We start from the raw sequence: 20,405 nt of genomic DNA on the forward strand, positions 1-20,405 counted from the left end.
GGGAGTGGCACTCATGTGGCTGGCACGCTCTCTGCTGCGGCGGCCGCGCGCTCGCGGACCGCCCTGATGTCGTCGGTGTGGCGGAGAGCCCGGGACACGGCCTCGATCTCCTCCAGCAGGTCTTCCATGTCGGGGCTGTGGGGAGGAGAGCCGGCGTCGCGCTCCTGGAATCGTCGCCTGGACTCGATGGCCGCCTGGATCGTCACGACACCGGCGAGCGGTTGCGCCCGGTCGGCGTCCCATCCGAGGCCGAGCGCCGCGTCGTAGGCCCGTCGGCCCAGGTCCTCGTCGATGTGCCGGGCGAGGTGGAGCAGCGCGTCCCGGATGAACGTCTCGCGGCGCGTCAGGCGCAGTTCGGGGGTGGCCCTGAGCTTGAAGGGGACGTGGCCGCCCGTGCCGGTCCGCATCAGCACGTACAGGGGCCGCAGTCGCCAGTGGGCGATCCGGGTGTGCCAGCGGCGGTGCAGGTACTGCCCGGCGTACGGGAAGACGAAGCCCGCCGCGATCAGGATGGCGGACACGCAGACGACGGGGGGTGCGAGTTGGGTGCTCAGCCAGTCCAGGTCGTGGCCGGTCCAGCGGGCGACGACCGCCGAGAGTTTCGCGGCGGCGAAGAGCAGGTTCGTCGCGTAGCCGGCGCCCAGCAGCTTGAGTCCGCCGCGCAGCCATACGTCGAGGTCGCCGGTGCGGATCCAGTTCCAGATCAGGTTGGACGTGATCACGCAGGCCACGGTGTGCGCGAGCAGATAGAGCACGATCTCTTCGCGCATGAAGGGCGTGTTGGCGTAGTACGTGTCGAGGTCCCGCAGCCTCTCGACGTGGACGTCGGCGAGCGCGAAGAGCACCCACAGCGCGACGATGACGCCCGAGTAGGCGGTGACCACCCAGCGCATGGCACGGCGCGTCGAGTCCGAGCGGTCGGAGACGCCGTTGCGCCAGGCGATGAGCAGCAGCAGGCAGGCCCCGGAGAACGCGGTGATGAGGCTGTAGACCAGGGGCGCCGAGATGTTCCGTACGCCGGTGACGCGGTTGGTCCAGGCGATGGTCGGCGGCGCCGCGAAGACGAAGATGGCGCAGGCGAGGGCGAGGAGGCCGCCGACGGCTCTGAGGAGCGGGTCCTTCCAGAGTTTGAGGATGCCGGGCAGCTTGATGGCCAGGGCGGCGGTGAGGACGGTGGTCGGCAGCCAGAAGGCGATGTGGGGTCCGAGGGGGAAGCGGGAGGTGTCCATCGCCCGTCAGTCCCGGGGGTCGCGGTAGCCCAGCGACGCCTGGATGGCCCGGCCGACCGGATCGGCGGGCTCCCGCCGGTCCGTACGGGGTCCGGTGACCCACGAGCGGAAGACGCTCGCCAGGTGCAGTCCGAAATCCTCGGCCTCGGCCTCGGCGGTGGCGTGGGATCCGTTGCGGGCGGCCAGCGTGAGGGCTATCTCCTGCCAGCCGGTGCCGTCGGCGAGGGCGCGTGCTGCGGCGGCCGCCCCGTCGACGTGGTTGTCGGTGTCGGGGCGATGGCTGCGGTGTCCCTGCCGCATGTGCCACAACTCGTGGCCGAGGATGACGAGTTGCTGCACCGTTTCGGCGCGCTCCTCGATGACGACGAGGTCGAAGTCGTGGAACTCCATCCACAGGCCTGTGACTTCGAATTCGTCGGGGAAGCGCTCGAAGCGCAGCTGTACGGGGCGGCCGTCGCGGCGCCCGCTGATCTCCTCGCACAGGGCGCGGGCCAACTCCCGTACGTCGACCGGGGTGTCGATCCTCTTGCGCAGCGCGCGGCTGAGCTCCACGGCGAGACCGCGCATCTCCGATTCGGCCCCGGCCGGCCGCAGAGCGGTCACGAGCCTGCGCACGGTACGGGCGAGCCTCATCGCTGCTCCCCCTCCTCGCCGCTCAGCAGACCGTCCAGCATGACCGCGAGGGCCTCCTGCTTGCGGGGGGTCAGCCGCTTGCCGCGCAGCGCGAACGTGACGACCCCGTGCTTGGTCGTGAACTTGAGCAACGGCCCGTCCTCCGTGGCGCCTTCGAGCTCCCGGAGGATGCGCTGAAGCGCCCCGTTCAGGGCGACGGAGGTGGTGTCGGTGAAGAACTTCGTGCCCTGGTCGATACGGAAGAACTCCGCGAGCAGGGTGAGGTCCGGAACGTTCGGCATCTTGTCGCCGTTGAGGAGCGAGCGCGCCCACTTCTCACTGATCCCGAGCCGGCCCGCGACCTCCCGGCACACATCGGCGGGCCGCTTCCCGCTCTCCCCGAGATACGCCTCGTACAGGGCCCGCACCCGCCCCCGGATCCGCTCGTCCACCCGGCCGTCCCGCGGCACCTCACCGTCGAGCAGGGCCTGAATCTCCCCCTCGGGGATCGCCGTACGGCCCGACAGCGCGCGTACGTCGAGCACTTCACCACGGTCCAGGCCCTTCTCGGCGATCCGCGCGTCCAGGCGCGCGAGTGTCTCGGCAAGAGGCGGGGACTCACTCACCAAGGGGCTCCCGGAAGTTGACCCATCAAGTTGTCATGGTGGAGCCGAGACTACGTGCCCGGGTCGGTCCGCGCCATGATTTTCGAACGATCGTTCCTGGGTTGGGAACGATCGTTGCCGAATCGCGTGGCGCTAACTCCTGTTCAGTGTCCGGGTCACGCCCGCGAGCACAGCCGTGGTGAGCATCCAGCCGGCGGCGATCAGCCCGTACGCCAGCCACTGCGGGCCACCGTCCGTCCAGTACCAGTTGGCCCGCTGACCGAGACCGCCGATGGGGATCAGCAGGTCGAGCGTGTAGACGAAGGGCTGGAAAGGGGCTCCCTCGCCCTGCTTGACCGCGGTCGGATCATTCACGTCGAAGACCAGCGTGCCGAGCAGGATCAGCGCGAGGAGCCAGACGCCGGCCAGCCACGGCCGGTATCCGTATCCGACGGTGGCGTCCAGCACATACCCCCACGCCCGTGCGGCCGGGCGCAGCAAACGGCGTCGATGGCGCTGCTTCTCCAGGAGCACCCGGCGGGCGTCGTCGTCGTGGCCGACCTTCCGGTAGCAACTGGCGAGTTGCTCGTACGGCTGGGGGCTGTAGACGGGACTTCGGCGCACCCATTCCACATGCCGGGCCACGGTCTCCCGCCGACCGACGGCGTCCCGCTGCTGCCCCGCCACGACCGTCTTGATGGAGCCGTAGACAAAGCCGTCCAGTTCCACCGCACCCGGCCAGCTGTGCTCGTTCTCGTGGAGGAACGAGACCTGGGCGCCCCGCAGGTCGACGGCTCCGGAGGGTGTTTCGGCGACGGTGAAGTCGAAGTCGGTGGCCTGCGTCTGAAGACAAACGACGGACGGGCCGTCACCGTCGCGTGCCCCCTTCAGGATCGCTCCTTCGAAGCTGAGATTGTCCGAGATCCGGGCGCCCCGCAGCCGCACGGCCCCCTCCGCGGTGAACCCCTCCGACAGATCCAGCGTCGTCGCGGTCACGCTGTCCGCGGCCAGCGCCACACCGTGAGGGCTGCTGAGCCGTGCCCCCTGCATGAACAGACCACCGGGCAACTGCGCGCCCAACAGCCGTACGCCGCCCCGCGTGCTGAGGTTCTTGCAGAAGGCACCGCCTTCCATGACCAGACCGCCCGCGAACACGGCCCATTCCCCGGAGGTGGATATCCGCGCCGCGGTCAGCCTCAACTCCCCGGCCAGATGGGCGTTGATGAGCGACAGGCGTCCGCCTTCCAGCACCGATCGCTTCAGGTCGAGATTCCCCTGGATACGAGCCAGCCCCGCCTCCACGTCAGGAACCCAGCTGTCCCTGATCCGGATCGTCCGCGTCGACGCCCCGAAAAGGCTCACCGCCTCCTCCAGCCGGCACTGCTCGAGCGAGAGCGCATGGCCGACCTCGGCCCCGTCCAGGTCGAGCCGACCGGTGATCCGCGCCCCGGCGAGACGCAGGGAGGCAACGGCGCCGGACGGCCCGGCGTCACCGCCCAGCAGCAACGCCACCAGCACAGCCGCCCGCACGGTGCGTTCCGGCCCCCACTGTCCGCCCGTCGCCGGATCATCGCCGTCGGGCTCGCCCGTACGCAGATCCACCCGCCGTCCCTCGGGAAAGGCGTCCCATATCCGGCGCTCCGGCGGCGTCAACTCGAAGTCAGGCAGCACATGGGCACAGTAACGATCAGCTCGGCGCGGCGGTGGACCCGTGCCGCAACTGAGTATCCGTACTCAAGCCGCCCCGGGTCCGATCGCTCAGGCGCGCCCTGTCCGCCGATCCCACACTGAGAGCTCAACTCCAAGCCAAATAGGTGGTGTTCTGTGGCTCAGGCCCTGCAGTTGCGCCGTGCGGTCCCTGACGATCTCGACTGGATCCACGAGCTGCGGCACCGGGTGTACGCGGAGGAGTTGGGGCAGCACGCGCCCAATCCCACGGGACGGCTGCGTGACGCGCTGGACGGCGACAACGTCTACCTGGTCGTGGCGCGCGGTGCGGACAGGATGGGCTTCGTCAGCATCACGCCGCCCTGGGTGGGCCGGTACGGCATCGAGCGCTATCTGACGCGCGAGGAACTGCCGTTGCTGACCGAGGACGCCCTGTTCGAGGTGCGCATCCTCACGGTCGAGCCGCGCTGGCGGTCGACCATGGCGGCTCCGCTGCTGATGTTCGCCGCGCTGCGCTGGATCGCCTCCCGGGGAGGACGCCGGGTGGTGGTGATGGGCCGTACCCAACTGCTCGACATGTACCGGGCCGTGGGACTGCAGCCGACCGGTCGTTCCGTGTACTGCGGCGCGCTGTCGTTCGACGTGCTCACCGGCGCCGTCATCGAGCTGCTGAGGACGGCGATGGGCAAGTACGCCGGTGCGGTGGAGCGGCTGCGGGCCGGTCTTGACTGGCAGTTGGACATGCCGTTCCTTCCGCGGGCGGACGGCTGCGAGCACGGCGGGGCTTCGTTCGCCGCCATCGGTACGGACTTCCGCAGCCTGCACCGGCGCCGTGAGGTGGTCGCGGCCGATGTGCTGGACGCCTGGTTCCCGCCGGCCCCCGAGGTGACGGCGGCACTCGCACAGGACCCGGCCTGGACGGCCCGGACCTCGCCACCGACCGGCGCGGAGGGCCTGTTGGCCGAGATCGCCACGGCGCGGGCGCTTCCCGTGGAGGCACTGTCCGTCGGTGCCGGCTCCTCCGACCTGATCTTCCGGGCCTTCGGACGGTGGCTGACCCCGGAGAGCCGCGTACTTCTGCTCGACCCGAGCTACGGCGAGTACGCCCATGTCACCCAGGAGGTGATCGGCTGCCACGTGGACCGGCTGCCGCTGCGCCGTGCGGACGGCTGGCGGATCGACCCGGCGCGGCTGGCCGCTGCCACCCGGTCCGGCCGCTACGACCTCGCGGTCGTCGTCAACCCCAACAACCCGACCGGCCGCCACCTGTCGGCCGCGGAACTGCGCGCGGCGATCGCCGACTCACCGGAAACGACGCGGTGGTGGATCGACGAGGCCTACATGGGCTACGTAGGCCTGTCCGAGTCGCTGGCCGACCTCGCCGCCGTTGATCCCCGGGTGGTGGTCTGCAGCTCACTGTCCAAGATGTACGCGCTGTCCGGCGTACGAGCCGCCTACCTGGTGGCCGAGCCGACCGTCACCGAACAGCTGCGCCGGTGGACCCCGCCCTGGGCGGTCAGCCTCCCCGCACAGCTGGCGGCCGTGGCGGCGCTGCGCGATCCGTCGTACTACGCCGACCGCTGGGCCCAGACCCACACGCTGCGCCGTCTACTGGCCGTCGACCTCGCCGCGGTGGACGGCTCCGCCTCCATCGAGGAAGCGGTGTCCAACTTCCTCACCGTGACGCTGCCGCCCGACGGACCGAGCGCCGCCCGGCTCGTACAGGAATGCCGCCGCGGCGACGTCTACCTGCGCGACCTGTCACCGATGTCGACGGCGTACGAAGGACGCACCCTGCGCATCGCCGTCAAGGACAGCGCGGAGAACGCGCGCATCGTGGCCGCCTACCGCACCGCCCTCGACGCGCTGCGGTCCGGCGGGGCCGCGCTCGGGCCGGTGGCGCCACGCGTGCCCACCGGCATGACCGCCCGGTGACCAGCGTTGCCGCACTGGCGCCCTACCTCGGTGGGGCGCTGGTACTGGGCGGAGTCGCCGCGGCGGCCTCCCGCCGGCGTGAGCTGATGGTGCGGTGGTGTGCCTGGGCGCTCGGGATACCACTGGTCGCCGGGGCGTTCTGGCTGGGCCGCCCGGGCACCGCCGCCATCGCTGCCGCGGTCGGGGTCATCGGGGTGCTGGAGTACGGCGGGATGCTGGGGCTGCGGTGGCCGGACCGGGCGATGCTGGCCACGGCGGTCGTCGCCGTGGTGGGGGCCGCCTGGCTGGCGCCCGGACAGGTGCCCCGGGTGATCGCGGTCGGGGCCCTCGCCGTGGCCGCCGTACCACTGCTGTCCGGCGACGCCGAACACGGTCTGCGCCGACTCGGCACCGGCCTGCTGGGGCTCGCCTGGCTCAGTCTGCCCGCCGCGCTGATCCCGCTGGGGGCGACCGGACTCGCCCTCTTCGTGGCCGTCTCGGTCGCCGACATCACGGCGTACTTCGCCGGCCGACAGCTGGGCGGCCCGCGGCTGTCCCCGCTCTCCCCGGCCAAGCGGTGGACCGGAACCGTCGCCGGCGCCGCGACCGGGCTCGGCACACTCGCGGTGCTCTCGGTACTGACCTGGCCGTTGGCGGTCGCGGTGGCGGTCGGCGGCCCGGTCGGCGACCTGCTCGAATCGATGATCAAGCGCGGCGCGGGGACCAAGGACGCCGCCGGCTGGCTACCCGGCTCGGGCGGCCTGCTGGACCGGATCGACTCGCTGCTGATCGCGCTGGCGGTGTTGCTGGTGCTGAGCTGAGCTGACCGGTGTGGCGGTCGCCAAGCGCTCCGCGTACCGCGTCCCACGGCCGGTGCGACAGCATCCGTTGTACCGGGCGCAGGGTCGCGTCTGTACCGGTCGCAGGGTCGCGTCGTTCTCCTCCAGGCCGCCTCCTCCTCCGCGTCCGCAGGCAGCTGACGATGAGACGTGGCAGTTCAGGGAACAGATAATCGGTTGTCCACCGGCGATGGTGGTGGATCCAATGACCGGCATGATCACCCGGACGCACACGCCGCGGCGAGACACGATGAACACGAACCGCCCGCCCCGGCCGACGCGCGATCCGGGCGGACCGCGACCGCACCCTCTCAGGAGAGACGCCACCCGATGAACACGTCACCATCGCCGTCCGGACCGGAGTACGCAGACGGGTCGTCCGTCCGCCTGGGCGCTCTAGTCCCGCTGACGCGGCCCGGCTGGGTCGAGGCGGGCCGACACCTGCTCGCAGGACTCGACCTGGCCGTTCGCGAGGTCAACGACGCCGGTGGGATCGACGGCAGACCACTGGAGCTGGTGGTCCGGGACACCGCGGCCGATCCGGAGCGGGCCGCGGCGGCCGTGGACGAACTCGCCGGCCTGGGCGTGGCCGCCGTGGCGGGCGAGTACCACAGCGTCGTCGCCCGCGCCGCCGCCACCCGGGCCGACGCCCTCGGCGTGCCGTTCATCTGCTCGTCGGCGGTGCTCGACGCGCTCACCGAGGAGCCGACGGAGTGGGTCGCGCGCCTGGCCCCGGCCCAGTCCCACAGTTGGCGGATCTACGCGGACTTCCTCCTCGGCGCGGGCCGGCATCGAATCGCCGTGGCCACCCAGCCGAGCGTCTACTGGGCGTCCGGGACCCGCATCCTGCGGGACCACCTCGCTCACCGCGGCGGCACCGTCGTCGAACTCGACACGAACGCGCTCACCCCCGAGGCCCTGTGCGACGCGCTCGTCGACCACGGCGCGACGGCGCTCCTCCTGCTGGTCGGCCATCCGGAACCGGCGGTGCCGATCGTGAGGGCCGTCAGGGGCGACCGGCGGCTCGGGGAGATCCTGATCGGCGCTCCGGCCGGGCAACCGGAGTTCCCCGAATGGGCGACGTTGCTGGGCGAGGACGGCGCCGGGATCCCGTTCCTGCGCTACCTGCCCGAGCGTCTCGGTCCGCTCGGCGAACGCGTCGGGAAGGAGCTCCGCGAGCGGCTGGGCGAAGCGCCCTCCTTCGTCGCCTTCGAGGGCTGGGACACCGTCACCGTCCTCGCCGAGGTGCTGCGTTCGCACGGCACGGACCCGGCGGCCATCGCCGGGTCCTGGCCGCACGTGGCGGTCGAGGGCACCCGCGGACCGATCCGGTTCTCCCGCACGCCGGGCATCGGCGTACGGCAGTGGGCTTGGCCACCGGTCCAAGTCGTCGACCGGGACCCGGCGGAACCCGATCGCTTTCGGATCCTCCACGCCGGCTGAGAGAGCACGGAGGTCCGACTGCCCGGACCTGTCCGGTAATTGAGGCTCTCACCCCCTACCGAGGGTTTCTTTCTGCGGCGGCATGCCACCAGCCAGGTGGAGATGTGCCCGTGACCTCGGCGGTGGGCTGGTCGGGATGGAGTCCGAGCCGTCGCAGCGCGCCGGCATCGATGCGGATGTCGAACCAACCGTGCCAGTGGCCGTCAGGGCCGATGCCACAGGCCAAACCCCATTGGATCTCGTCCGGTTCGAAGGGCATCCAGTCGATGCCGCGGTCGCGCAGTCAAGCGCGGGTGGCCGCCATCGGGCGGAGGCGGCCCGGCAGATTCTCGTAGGCCGCGATGGTGATCCAGTCGGTGATGGGCGTGTCCATGGCGTCCATGATGCCGGGCGGCCGTGATGCCGGGCGGGCGTGATGCCGGGCGGGCGTAAAGGGTCGAAGCGCGCGGCCACGCGGCTCACCCGAGCCTCACCCCGACTCGTCCCCCTCCTCCTCCGGATCCCAGTCCAGCAACCGCACCTTCGCCACCGTCCTCACATGCCGGCGCATCGCCGCGGCCGCCTGTCCCGGGCGCTGGGCCGCGATCGCGTCGAGGATGGCCCGGTGCTGGGCGAGGGAACGGCTCGGGCGGCCGGGCTGGCGGAGGGACTCGTTGCGGCTCTCGGTGATCTGGTCGGCGATGGAGCGCATGAACTCGGCGAGGATGCTGCTGTGCGCCGCCGCGGTGACCGCCGCGTGGAACAGCCGGTCGCCCTCCACTCCGTGCTTGCCCTCCTCGATCTCGCCCGCCATCTTGGCGAGTGAGAAGCGCAGGGCGGCCAGGTCCTCGTCCGTGCGGCGCTCGGCGGCCAGTTCGGCGAGCTTGGTCTCCAGGGCCTCGCGGGCCTCCAGTACGTCGGGAAGGCGGCGACGTCGTTCGACGAGCCGCTCGACGGGTTCGATGTCGAGGCTGTCGCGCACCAGGTACGTGCCGCCGCCGTGCCGGACCTCCACCAGGCCCTGGACCTCAAGGACCACGATGGCCTGCTTCACCGAGGCACGGCTGACGCCCAGGCGCGCGGCCAGGTCGCGTTCGGGCGGGAGGCGGTCGCCCGCGCTCAGGCCCCCCTCGGCGACGTAGCTGCGGAGCCGGTCGAGGACCTGCTCGTACATGCGTGGCCTGGCCGCCATCGGGCGCAGTGCGTCGGTCATGCCCGTCCCCCATCGCCTGTCCTGTGCAGCTCGCCCGGCTCGCTTCGCCTGGTCGGCCTGTCCGTTGCGCCGCCCGGCTTGCCCGACTAACCGTCGTTACCTGTCGTGTGTCCCCTGCGGCCGCAGCGTAACACCGGGCGGTGACCGGTCCGGTGGCCCTGTGGACAAGTGGTCTGTGGACAAGTGGCTGAGCCAATTCACGTCAGACTCCTTGACGCTCCCACCGGTCAACACCCAATGTGGACCAGCCACTTGACCAATCACGGTGCAGACATTCGGCCCCCGAGTGGTGCAGACACTTGGCCAATCACTGGACGAGCCAATCAACGAGGGACCCAGGGACGGGAGCCCGCATGTCCGCCGAACTGATTTCGATCATCGTGCTCGTCGCCGTGTTCGTGATCGCCACGACCCGGTCCATCAACATGGGCGCGCTCGCCTTCGCCGCCGCGTTCGGCGTCGGTGAACTGGTCGCGGACTTCGACACCGACACGATCTTCGCCGGTTTCCCCGGCGATCTCTTCGTCGTGCTCGTCGGGGTGACGTATCTCTTCGCGATCGCTCGCGCCAACGGCACCACCGACTGGCTGGTGCACGCCTCGATCCGGGTCGTACGCGGACGGGTCGCGCTGATTCCCTGGGTGATGTTCGTCCTCACCGGGGCACTCACCGCGATCGGTGCGGTCAGTCCGGCCGCCGTGGCCATCGTCGCGCCGATCGCGCTGAGTTTCGCCACCCGCTACGGGATCAGCCCGCTGCTGATGGGCGCGATGGTGGTGCACGGCGCCCAGGGTGGTGGCTTCTCCCCGATCAGCATCTACGGAACGATCGTCAACGGCATCGTCGAGCGCGAGAACCTCCCGGGCAACGAGATCGCCCTCTTCCTCTCCTCGCTCATCGTCAACCTCGTCATCGCGGGCATCCTCTTCGTCGTCCTCGGCGGGCTGAAACTGAGGGGCGTCGGCGACGGCACCGAAGCCGACGCAGCCAAGGGCGCAGACGAAGGCCACGACGAGGCGAAGAAGGGACAAGAGGGGAAGGGAGAGGAGGAGAAGGGACAGGAGGAGGACGAAGGCACCCGCCTCACCCCCGCCCGTATCGCCACGCTCACCGCCCTCGTCGCCCTCGTCGTCGCCGTCCTCGCCTTCGACCTGGACGCCGGGCTCACCTCGATCACCCTCGCCGTCGCACTCAGCGCCTGCTGGCCGGAAGACAGCCGCAACGCCGTGGGCCAGATCGCCTGGCCCACGGTGCTCCTCATCTGCGGCGTGCTCACGTATGTCGCCGTACTGGACGAGATGGGCACGATCAAGTGGGCCGGCGACGGCGTCAGCGACATCGGCATCCCGCTGCTTGCCTCCGTGCTCCTGTGCTACATCGGCGCGGTGATCTCCGCGTTCGCCTCGTCCGTCGGCATCATGGGGGCGCTGATCCCGCTCGCGGTGCCGTTCCTGGCGCAGGGCGAGATCGGAGCGGTCGGAATGGTGGCGGCCCTCGCGGTGTCGGCGACGGTGGTGGACGTGAGCCCGTTCTCCACGAACGGCGCACTCGTGCTGGCCGCGGCACCCGGGGTCGACCGGGAGCGTTTCTTCCGGCAGTTGATGATGTACGGGGGGATCGTGGTGGCTGTGGTCCCCGCCGTGGTCTGGCTCGCGCTGGTGGTGCCCGGCTGGGGGTGACGCAGATGCGAGGCGGTGCGGCGAAAGCCGTACGGCAGCCGCGACTCGGCAACCGCGGTGCAGCAGCCGTGGCATGGCCACCGCGGTATGGCAACGACGACAAGGAGTACGACGCGTGTCCCCTCTCTTCCCGGCTCTGATGTCGGTCGACTGCGCCGCTCGGCCCGCCCTGCGATTCGGCGAGCGCTCACTGACCTACGGCGAACTCGCGGCCGCGAGCGCACCGCTGGCCGAACGGATCAGAGACGCGGGCCGTGTCGCCGTGTGGGCGACGCCGAGCCTGGAGACCGCTGTCGGGGTCGTGGCCGCACTGCTCGCCGGGGTACCCGCCGTGCCGCTCAACCCGAAGTCGGGGGAGCGCGAGCTGGGGCACATCCTGTCGGACAGTCGTCCGTCGGTGGTGCTGGCGGAGGTCGGGGCTGAACTCCCTGACTCCCTGCGGGAGTTGGCACGGATCGACGTCGACATGCGCGCAGGAGGCGGCGGTACGGCCCTCCCGGAAGCTCCGGAGGACGCCGCCGCCCTCGTCGTCTACACCTCCGGCACCACCGGCCCGCCCAAGGGCGCCGTCATCCCGCGGCGCGCGATCGCCTCGACGCTCGACGCGCTGGCCGACGCCTGGCAGTGGACCGGCGAGGACGTGCTCGTGCACGGGCTGCCGCTGTTCCATGTACACGGGCTGATCCTGGGCATCCTGGGGCCGCTGCGGCGCGGTGGGGCCGTGCGGCATCTGGGGCGGTTCAGTGCGGAGGGCGTGGCTCGGGAGCTGAACGACGGCGCGACGATGCTGTTCGGGGTGCCGACGATGTACCACCGGCTCGCCGAAGTCCTGGACGGTGACGTGGAGTTGGCCAAGGCGCTCGGCCGGGCGCGGCTCCTGGTGTCCGGTTCCGCCGCGCTGCCCGTGCACGACCACGAGCGGATCACGGCCGCGACCGGGCGCAGGGTCATCGAGCGGTACGGGATGACGGAGACGCTGATGAACACGAGCGTCCGGGTGGACGGGGAGCCGCGGCCCGGCACCGTCGGGGTGCCGCTGCCCGGGGTCGGCCTGCGGCTCGTGGAGGAGGACGGGTCGACGATCGCCGCGTACGACACGGACGGCGGCGCTCCCACCGGCTTCTGCGACGGGGAGAGCGTCGGTGAGATCCAGGTCCGCGGGCCGAACCTCTTCACCGAGTACCTGAACCGGCCCGACGCGACCGCCGCCGCGTTCACCGAGGACGGCTGGTTCCGCACCGGCGACATGGCGGTCCTGGACGCCGACGGCTATGTACGCATCGTCGGCCGCAAGGCCACCGACCTGATCAAGAGCGGCGGCTACAAGATCGGCGCGGGCGAGATCGAGAACGCGCTGCTCGAACACCCCGCCGTGCGCGAGGCCGCCGTCACCGGTGAGCCCGACGAGGACTTGGGCGAGCGGATCGTGGCCTGGGTGGTACCGGACGGCACCCCCGACCCCGCTCTCGGCTCCGAGCTCTCCGACCACGTGGCCCGGCGCCTCGCCCCGCACAAGCGTCCGCGCGTGGTCCACTTCCTGGAGTCCCTGCCCCGCAACGACATGGGCAAGATCCTCAAGCGGGCTCTGCTGCCGAAGGATGCGGAATGACTGAGCGCCTCACGGCCCGCGAGGCCATCGCCCTCGTCACGGACGACGACGCCACGTTCAGCGAACTGCCGCCCCCTGCACGGAACTTCAAGCCCGACGGCCCACTGTCCTGGCAGGGTTACGACGACTCGCGCGCCCGCGCCGCCGCCCGCACCGGCGAGGAGGAGTCCGTCGTCTGCGGTCGCGTCGTCATCGGCGGCACGCCCTCCGTACTGATCGCCTTCGAGTTCGGCTTCCTGGGCGGTTCGCTCGGCGAACGCACCGGTGACCGGCTGGAGGCGGCGCACACGTACGCGCGCGAACACCATCTCCCCGTCGTCTCGCTCGTCGCGACCGGCGGCAGCCGGATGCAGGAGGGCATGCTCGCACTCACCCAACTCCAGCGCGTGGCCCGGCAGTCGGCGCTCACGCGGGAAGCGGGGCTGGCGCAGATCGCCGTCCTGCGGGACCCGACGACGGGCGGCGGCTGGGCCACGCTCGGCGCGGGCGCCGATGTGACCTTGGCGCTGCCCGGCGCCCAGGTGGGGTTCGCGGGCTCCCGGGTCCGCCCGCCCTACGCGGACCCGGCGGCGTACACGGCGGAGGCCCAGGTGGCGGCGGGCGCGGTGGACGCCGCCGTACGGCCGGAGGAGCTGCGGGAGACGCTGGCGCTGTGGCTGAAGCTGCTCACCAACCCAGGCCCCAACCTCGATCCCGATCCCAACCCCGGCCCCAACCCCGATCCCAGGTCCAGCCACAGCTCCGATCGCTCGGCTGAGACCGAAGCGAAGACCGCGCCTTCCCCGTCCGGGGAGGCCGAAGCAAGGACCGCGTCTCCCCCAGCCGGGGAGGCCGAAGCCAAGACCACACCTCCCCCACCCGGAGAAGCCAAAGCCAAGGCCGCCCCTCCCCCACCCGCCCTCGGCGCCCCCGACCTCCCCACCACCGGCTGGGACGCCGTCCAGCACGCCCGTTCCCCCCAACGCCCGCGCGCCGCCGCTTACTTGGACGCGTACTTCACCCAGCGTGCCGCCATCAGCGGCGACCGCTGCGGCGGCACCGACGCCGGCATGCTGTGCGGCTTCGGCCTCGCGCACGACGGGCGGACCATCGCGTACGCCGCCCAGTGCGGGACGGCGACCCGCCCCGCCGGATACCGCACCGCCGCCCGTCTGATCCGTCTCGCGGGACAACTCGGCTTCCCGGTCCTGACGTTGGTGGACACCCCGGGTGCCGCGAACGACGCGGAGGCGGAGCGGCAGGGCGCGGGTTCCGCGATCGCGGACCTGTTCGCCGCCGTGGCCACCGCCCGTACGCCGGTCACCACGCTGGTGATCGGCGAGGGCGGCTCCGGCGGCGCCCTCGCACTGGCCGCACCCGGCAACACCTGGGCCACACCGGACAGCTACTTCTCGGTCATCGCACCGGAGCTCGCGGCCGCGATCCTGAAGCGCCCCACCGGCGAAGTGCGCTCCACCGCGGACCAACTCCGTATCCGACCGCAGGACTTGGTGGAACTGGGAGTGATCCGGGGCATCGCGGAGAACCGCAAGGAATGACCGGGTCGGTGGCGCCGCCTCCCCCTCCCAAGGGAGGCGGCGCCTGATCAAAGGGGGCTGAGGGGGGCCTACGCACCCCGACCGCCCCGGGGGGCTTACCGCACTCCCACCGCCCGGATGATCTCCTGGCTCACCGAGCCGCCCCTGTCGTCGCTCGCGGAGGCCCGCAGCGAGATGTACTCGGCGTCACGGGGCACCGTCAGCGTCCCGCGCCAGGACGCCTTGCCGGCGCCGAGTTTCACGGTCTGCCACGTCTTCCCGTCGTCGTACGACACCTCCAGTTTCCCGCCTCCGATGGTTCCGGTGTCCGTCGCACCCTTCACGTACTCGGCGTAGATCCCCACCGGCACCCGGCTGCCGCCGCGCACATCGCCCGTGAGGTCGGTGTCGACGTCGTAGCCGAGGTTGAGGAGTGGCAGGAAGGTCCAGCGGTCCTCGGGCGTGGCCGCCGACTTGAAGGTCCACTCGGAGTGACCCTTGGTGGACAGCTTCCAGCGGTCGGCGTCGAGCGTCGTGTCCGTGACGACCTTGTACGTGTGCTCGTCGGCGGGCGCGTCCCAGACATACGCGCCCGAGCTCATGCGCCGGTCGACGAGGGTTCCGTCCTGGTACACCTCAGTGAACTGGGTCATGCCGTTGTCCGCGCTCCACACGTCGCCGAAGCCGGTGTGGTCGGGCCCGGAGTCGCCCCAGCCGGGTGTGTTGAACTGCATCTGGTTGCCGACGCGTTGCTGGCCCCAGCCGAGGCCGGTGCCGAGCCAGGGGTGCCAGACGGGCTTGAACCAGTCGAGGTCCGGGTGCGTGCCCCCGCGGTAGCGGACAAGTCCGCTGCGCTCCTCCAGCGCGCTGTCCCCGAGGTCCACGGACTCGTGCCACAACTGTCCGGCGCCGGTGGAGACATAGTCGGTCCGCTCGGCCGGGTAGTCGATCCGCTCCTTGAAGCCGATCCCGATGGGGAAGGTGTCGGTGATCGAGTAGCGGAACTCGCCGCCCGACACGGGCTTCGCGGCGTGGAACTCGGTGTCGAGGACGGCGAGTTCGCGGTCAACGGGCTCGTACGTCAGATCCCCGCGGGGGATGGCGCCCGCGTGCCCCTCCGAAAGGTCGTACGTGTAGGGCGTGTTACGCGTCCCCGTCATGTCGACACTCCCGGACGCCCGCAGCTTGGCCGCGTCCGCCGCGTTCACGGTGGCGACCTGCAGCGGCCGGACCGCGTAGTCGTCGGTACCGAACCAGGCATTGAGCCGTCCGGCCGCGTCGTCGGTCACGAACAGCGCCTTGGCGCCCGCATCCTGGGCTGCCTGGGCGAGGGCGGCTGGTTCGACGCCCTCGCCGAGCCGGGCGAGAACGGCCTTGCCCTGGACCCCGGTGAAGGGGCCCTCCCCGACATCCACGAGCGGCAGCTTGCTGCGCCCCTCCGTCAGCGTGGTGCCCGGCTGGACGACCGCCCCACCGACACCCTTGACCTCGAGGAGCGGCTTCCCGAGCCGCCACACGGTCCGGTACTCGAAGGTGCCCTCGGTGACCTTCGCGGTGGGCGCGGCGAAGATGCTGTCGTACTTCACCGGCACCTGGACGGCACCGAACAGGTCGGCCCCGCCCGCCTTCCGGCTGTACTCCATAAGGAGCTGCCGGGTCTCGGTCCGCCGGTCGACCTTCGCCTCGATCTCCCTCAACTGCCTTCCGTCGAGGGTGACTTCACGGTCCTGGTCGAGCGTGACCTCGGGCGCCGCGAGGAAGCCGAGCCCGAGTGAGTCCGCGCCGTTGCCGCCGCGCACGTCGAGGAAGGTGTCCAGGCTGTACGTCCCCGGCTTCAGCCGGAGTTCCAGGGTGCCGGAGTCGCCGACCGGCATCCAGAACGGGTCGACGCCCTGTGTGAGCTGCTGGACCACGAGGCCGGCAGCCGTCGCGGCTCCGTCACGGTCCTTGACGTGCACAGTGAGCGTGTACCGCTCCTCCTCCTTGACCAGCCCGAACGCGGTGTGCGCGACGGGGGTGCCGGCCACGGAGGCGACGATCTGCCCGGACGTGTTGCCGACGGCCGCCTTCGCGCCGTCGCCGGTCACCGTGGTGGCCGCGGTCCCGTGCGCGGGCACGGTGAGCGTGGAGTCGGCGAGGGTCGCGACACCGTCGGGCGCGCCCTGCACGGCGAGGGCCAAGTCCACTGCCGTGTCGGAGGAGTTGGTGTACGTCACCGTCTTGGTGACGGGTTCGTTCGCGTCGTACGGCCAGCCGTAGAAGCCGAGGTCCGCGCTGCCGGTTGCGGTGACCGAGGTGCCGATCGCGTCCGGCACACTCACGCGCCCCGCGCCCAACACGTAGGCGGAGGCGTCGAGTTGCTTCGACGTGGACATCAGCGCGTCCTTGAGTTGCGCGCCGGTCCAGTCCGGGTGCTTCTCGGCGAGCAGGGCGGCCACCCCCGCGACATGCGGTGTCGCCATCGACGTACCGCTCATGCTCTCGTAATAGCCTTCGCCGTCCACGAGTTGGGAGCGGGCGGCGAGGATGTCGACGCCCGGCGCGGAGAGGTCGGGCTTGAGGGCGTTGTCGCCGTAGCGCGGGCCCGCGCTGGTGAAGTAGGCGGCCTCGTCGGCGGAGTCCACCGCGCCGATGGTCAGCGCGGAGTCGGCGGCGCCGGGTGAGCCTATGGAGGCGGGGGCGCCGGTGTTCCCGGCGGCGATGACGAAGAGTGCGCCGGTCTCCCGGGAGAGGGTGTTGACCGCCTCGGCCATGGGGTCGGTGCCGTCGCTTGCCTCGGTCGAGCCGAGGCTCATGGAGATCACCTTGGCGTGTACGTCACGCGCGGCCCACTCCATACCGGCGATGATCTGCGACTCGCTCCCCGACCCCTGGTCGCTGAGCACCTTGCCGACGGCGAGCGTGGCCCCGGGCGCGACGCCCTTCTCCAGCCCCTCCGAGGCGGCGCCGCTGCCGCCCACGGTCGAAGTGACGTGCGTGCCATGCCCGTTGCGGTCGGCGACTTCCTGACCCTCGATGAAGCTCTTCGTCGCCGAGACCCGTCCGTCGAGGTCGGGATGTCCGGCGTCGACCCCCGTGTCCAGGACGGCGACCGTGACGCCCTTGCCGGTGAGCCCGGCCTCCCACGCCGCCGCCGTACCGATCTGCGCGTTGCTCTCGGCCATGTCGGCCGTGACGCGCCCGTCGAGCCAGACCTTGTCGATGCCGTCCTGGGCGGTCAGGGCCTGCCAGAAGGTGCGCCCCTTGTCCGCGTCGACGGCGGCGCCGCCGATACTCGGCAGGGCACGCGTCCGCTCGGCCCCGCGCGGAGTCACCGCACGCGCCTTCTTCTCGTACGTGACGATCAGCGGCAGCTCGTCCGTCTTCTGGTCGGTGAGCCCCTGCCGTATCAGCTCGCTCACGTCGAACAGCCGCCGGTCGAGGGTGCCCGCCCGCAGATACGGCAGCGCCTCGTCCGGTACGACGGTGACGGTGCCGTTCGCCACCTGGGTGCGCACGGCGCCGGTGGCCCCCTTGGGGCGCTCGACGGTGACCGTCTTCTTCCCGCCGCCCAGGTCGGTGACGGTCACCTGGTCCCCGGTGACGAGGGTGACGGTGCGGGCGGCGCTCGCTGCCCCGGTGACGCTCGCCGCCCCGATGCCGGTCGACTTCCCGGTGTCAGCCGCGGCCGCCGCCTGCCCGGTGGGCAGCAAGGCGATCACGAGCCCGGCCGACAACAGCGCCGCCCCGCGTCTCGCTGGTCCTCTGGTCATCTTCGCCCTTTCTCGTCGGCGGCATGCCCTTGTGCTGCGAAGAGTGTCGGGGGGCTTGTGTTGCCGATGAGTTGACGGGACCTGGCGGGAAGGCGCCCTGGCGGCTTCCCGCCAGAACAGACGGGTGCGAACAGACGGGTATGAGCCGCGGAAACCGGGACAGCCCCAAGTACCGTCCGTAACAATGGGAGTGCGGCAGAGTCACACACGGATGCGCGACGCACGGGGGACGTGACGCCATGGACGGACGCGTGGAGTTCAAGACCGACAACGGGGCACTCGTCCTCGTCGAGGGCGTCGAGGACGAGTCCGGTTCCCGGCTGGTGTCCAGGAGCGACGGGACCGTCCAGGCCGCGCGCACCTTCGAGGGCTCCCTGGAGGGCGTGCGGGCCGCTGCCGAGTCCGCGCTGCGGGTGTTCCGTGACGGCAGCCTGCGTCCCGACTCCGTCGAGATCGAGTTCGGGGTCAAGCTCACCGCGGAGGCGGGCGCGCTGATCGCCAAGAGCGCGGTCGAGGGCCATCTGCTGGTCAAACTCTCCTGGTCTCCCGGGCCGTCCGACGGCTCCCGGGTGACGACCCCGTCCCCATGACCAGCGCCTCCTGGCACGCGCGGATCACCTGCGGCCGTGAGACCGGCGCCGGCTTCCTGGTCACCGAGCGGCACGTCCTGACCTGCGCGCACGTGGTCGGCCGCAGCGGTACGGACCCGGTGGGCGTCTCCTTCGCGCCGGGCGAGGCCGCGCTCCCCGCGCGCGTGGTCGCGCACGGCGGCTGGGACGGCCGGGAGACCGACCCCGGCGATGTCGCCGTACTCGAACTGGACCGCGATGTGCCGATGAAGCCCGCGGAGTTCGCGGCACCCTCCGACGCGTACGGCGATCCACCGCGCAGGCTCCTCGCGTACGGGTTCCCCAAGCGGTACGACGAGGGGACACTCGCCGAATACCGGGCCACCGCCGACCAGTTGATCGCCGGCGAGTGGGTCCAGCTGGAGGCGTGGGCCGCGCACGGGCAGCCCCTCGTACCCGGCTTCAGCGGCGCTGCGCTCACCCTCGCCGACACCGGCCGGGTCGTCGGCATGGTCTCCGCCGCCGCCCGCGACCCCGGGATCCGCAACGGCCGGATGCTGCCCGCGCACATCATGGCCCGCTACTGGCCCCGGCTCGGCGAGCTGATCCCGACCCCGGAGTACGGGCGGCCGGAGAAGGAACGGCTGCGGGAACTGGTGACGGGGTACGGGGCGTCGGAGGGGCCCGAGTGCGGTCCCGAGCGGCTCTACCGGGATGCCGTGGGCCCGTTCGGGCCGCCGGTTCCGTCGCGCGGGTTCGCGTCGTTGTGGGACGCGGCCTGGTATCTGCTCTCCGAGGTGCCCGACACCGGGGCCGTCGCCCGGTTCGCCGCGCGGCTCGCCGACTTCACCGAGGACGCCCCGACGAGGGGTGCGCTGCGGACCTGGCCGCGGGGCCCGCACGACCGCCGCGGCGCTCCGCCGGTGCACGCTCCCCTCGACCGCTCCGCCCCCGCCGTGAGGCCCTGGTCCCCCATCCTCGTGGAGATCGCGCCCAGCGGCTCCGGCGACCACCGGTTCCTGGTCGAGGTGTCCGCGTACAACGGCCGGCACCGCCGGGTGGTCGGCTCACGCCCCCTGCCCGCCGAGCGCGTCCGCGCCTACGTCCTGGAGCGCATCGACGAGGCGTACCACGAACTGGAGCCGGACGCCCGGGAGTTGATCGCCTTCGTACTGCCGCGCCGCTGGCTCAACACGGATGTGGCGCACTGGAAGCGCAGCGCCGACGACGACAGCCCGCTCGGCTCCTTCGCACCGCTCGTCGTGATGGACCTGGAGCGGCGGCGCAGCGGCGGCCTGCAGTACAAGCTGCTGAAGAAGTGGCAGCGCCTCGACGCGCAGCCCGCTCCACGGCTGCACCGCATCGGCTGCGGGGCCGTCGGACAGGACCCGGTCCGGCTGACGATCGGGCTGCGGCGCGGCGCCGACATGGTGGGTTTCGCCTCCCCGCCGCGCGCGGACGGCACCCGGCGGCTGTTCCAGGCGAGCCTGAACGCGGCGGTGCCGGTGATGCTGTGGCCGCGCACCGGCTGCCGCGGCGAGCAGCGCGGCGGGGTCCACGAGGACTGCTCGGGCGCCGCGTTCCTGGACCGCCTGGCCGAACACCTGGCGGACCTGCCTCCGTCCGAACTCCCTTCCCACATCCACGAGTTGCGCGAGACGGCGTACGCCTCCGACTCACCTGAACCGCACTGGGCGTACGACCTGGCCCTGCTCTGGGAAGACCCCAGATGTCTGCCCGACCCCGTCGGCTACCTCCACTCGCCGGTCGGCTGAGC

15 protein-coding genes are annotated in these 20,405 nt (G+C 71.5%); 8 read left to right on the forward strand and 7 right to left on the reverse strand.

All coding sequences use genetic code 11. The annotated features are described in order from the left end of the window. Positions 1-11: 11 nt before the first annotated feature. The 4 genes from OG219_RS15700 to OG219_RS15715 form a co-directional block, all read right to left on the reverse strand. Positions 12-1,229 carry an MAB_1171c family putative transporter gene (locus OG219_RS15700; RefSeq protein WP_266826976.1) on the reverse strand — a complete coding sequence of 406 codons (1,218 nt, stop codon included), beginning with the start codon at positions 1,227-1,229 and terminating at the stop codon, positions 12-14. Between the two features lie 6 nt (positions 1,230-1,235). Continuing rightward, positions 1,236-1,862, reverse strand: a complete 627-nt coding sequence (locus OG219_RS15705) for a toxin-antitoxin system, toxin component (protein WP_266826978.1) — start codon at positions 1,860-1,862, stop codon at positions 1,236-1,238. Next, positions 1,859-2,467 (reverse strand): transcriptional regulator, encoded by a 609-nt coding sequence (locus OG219_RS15710; RefSeq protein WP_266826980.1) that lies wholly within the window; start codon positions 2,465-2,467, stop codon positions 1,859-1,861. Before OG219_RS15710 ends, OG219_RS15705 begins: the two co-directional genes overlap by 4 nt. Before the next feature lie 132 nt (positions 2,468-2,599). Beyond that, positions 2,600-4,117, reverse strand: a complete 1,518-nt coding sequence (locus OG219_RS15715; protein ID WP_266826982.1) for an oxidoreductase — start codon at positions 4,115-4,117, stop codon at positions 2,600-2,602. Between the two features lie 153 nt (positions 4,118-4,270). On the opposite strand from OG219_RS15715, the gene OG219_RS15720 reads away from it, so the two are divergent. The 3 genes from OG219_RS15720 to OG219_RS15730 all read left to right on the forward strand — a co-directional run bounded on the left by OG219_RS15720 (position 4,271) and on the right by OG219_RS15730 (position 8,310). Next, positions 4,271-6,049 carry a histidinol-phosphate aminotransferase family protein gene (locus OG219_RS15720; protein ID WP_266826984.1) on the forward strand — a complete coding sequence of 593 codons (1,779 nt, stop codon included), beginning with the start codon at positions 4,271-4,273 and terminating at the stop codon, positions 6,047-6,049. Continuing rightward, the gene (locus OG219_RS15725) at positions 6,046-6,849 is read left to right on the forward strand and encodes a phosphatidate cytidylyltransferase (RefSeq protein WP_266826986.1); all 804 of its coding nucleotides are present in this window, start codon (positions 6,046-6,048) and stop codon (positions 6,847-6,849) included. Before OG219_RS15720 ends, OG219_RS15725 begins: the two co-directional genes overlap by 4 nt. Before the next feature lie 348 nt (positions 6,850-7,197). Continuing rightward, positions 7,198-8,310, forward strand: a complete 1,113-nt coding sequence (locus OG219_RS15730; protein ID WP_266826988.1) for an ABC transporter substrate-binding protein — start codon at positions 7,198-7,200, stop codon at positions 8,308-8,310. 55 nt (positions 8,311-8,365) lie between these two features. Here OG219_RS15730 and OG219_RS15735 read toward each other — a convergent pair whose 3' ends face one another. Beyond that, on the reverse strand, positions 8,366-8,569 hold the full coding sequence (locus tag OG219_RS15735; protein WP_266826990.1) for a hypothetical protein: 204 nt from the start codon (positions 8,567-8,569) through the stop codon (positions 8,366-8,368). 210 nt (positions 8,570-8,779) lie between these two features. Further along, positions 8,780-9,502 carry a FadR/GntR family transcriptional regulator gene (locus OG219_RS15740; protein WP_266826992.1) on the reverse strand — a complete coding sequence of 241 codons (723 nt, stop codon included), beginning with the start codon at positions 9,500-9,502 and terminating at the stop codon, positions 8,780-8,782. Positions 9,503-9,855: 353 nt separating this feature from the next. On the opposite strand from OG219_RS15740, the gene OG219_RS15745 reads away from it, so the two are divergent. From OG219_RS15745 to OG219_RS15755, 3 genes are all read left to right on the forward strand, one after another. After that, the gene (locus OG219_RS15745) at positions 9,856-11,181 is read left to right on the forward strand and encodes an SLC13 family permease (protein WP_266826994.1); all 1,326 of its coding nucleotides are present in this window, start codon (positions 9,856-9,858) and stop codon (positions 11,179-11,181) included. A 115-nt stretch (positions 11,182-11,296) separates the two neighbouring features. Next, complete coding sequence (locus OG219_RS15750; RefSeq protein ID WP_266826996.1) at positions 11,297-12,790, forward strand: acyl-CoA synthetase; 1,494 nt, start codon at positions 11,297-11,299, stop codon at positions 12,788-12,790. After that, on the forward strand, positions 12,787-14,328 hold the full coding sequence (locus OG219_RS15755; protein WP_266826998.1) for a carboxyl transferase domain-containing protein: 1,542 nt from the start codon (positions 12,787-12,789) through the stop codon (positions 14,326-14,328). The genes OG219_RS15750 and OG219_RS15755 overlap by 4 nt, the downstream gene beginning before the upstream one ends. 95 nt (positions 14,329-14,423) lie before the next feature. On the opposite strand, the gene OG219_RS15760 is transcribed toward OG219_RS15755, so the two are convergent. After that, positions 14,424-18,059, reverse strand: coding sequence for a S8 family serine peptidase (locus tag OG219_RS15760; protein ID WP_266827000.1), 3,636 nt, complete (start codon positions 18,057-18,059; stop codon positions 14,424-14,426). Between the two features lie 239 nt (positions 18,060-18,298). Between OG219_RS15760 and OG219_RS15765 the strand changes: the two genes are divergently transcribed. Both OG219_RS15765 and OG219_RS15770 read left to right on the forward strand, forming a co-directional pair. Then, a complete protein-coding gene (locus tag OG219_RS15765; RefSeq protein WP_266827002.1) occupies positions 18,299-18,649 on the forward strand; it encodes a CU044_2847 family protein in 351 nt (116 codons plus the stop codon). Then, a complete protein-coding gene (locus OG219_RS15770) occupies positions 18,646-20,403 on the forward strand; it encodes a trypsin-like peptidase domain-containing protein (RefSeq protein WP_266827004.1) in 1,758 nt (585 codons plus the stop codon). Before OG219_RS15765 ends, OG219_RS15770 begins: the two co-directional genes overlap by 4 nt. The last annotated feature ends 2 nt before the right edge of the window (positions 20,404-20,405 follow it).

The organism is Streptomyces sp. NBC_00038 (genome assembly GCF_026343635.1).
GTDB lineage: Bacteria > Actinomycetota > Actinomycetes > Streptomycetales > Streptomycetaceae > Streptomyces.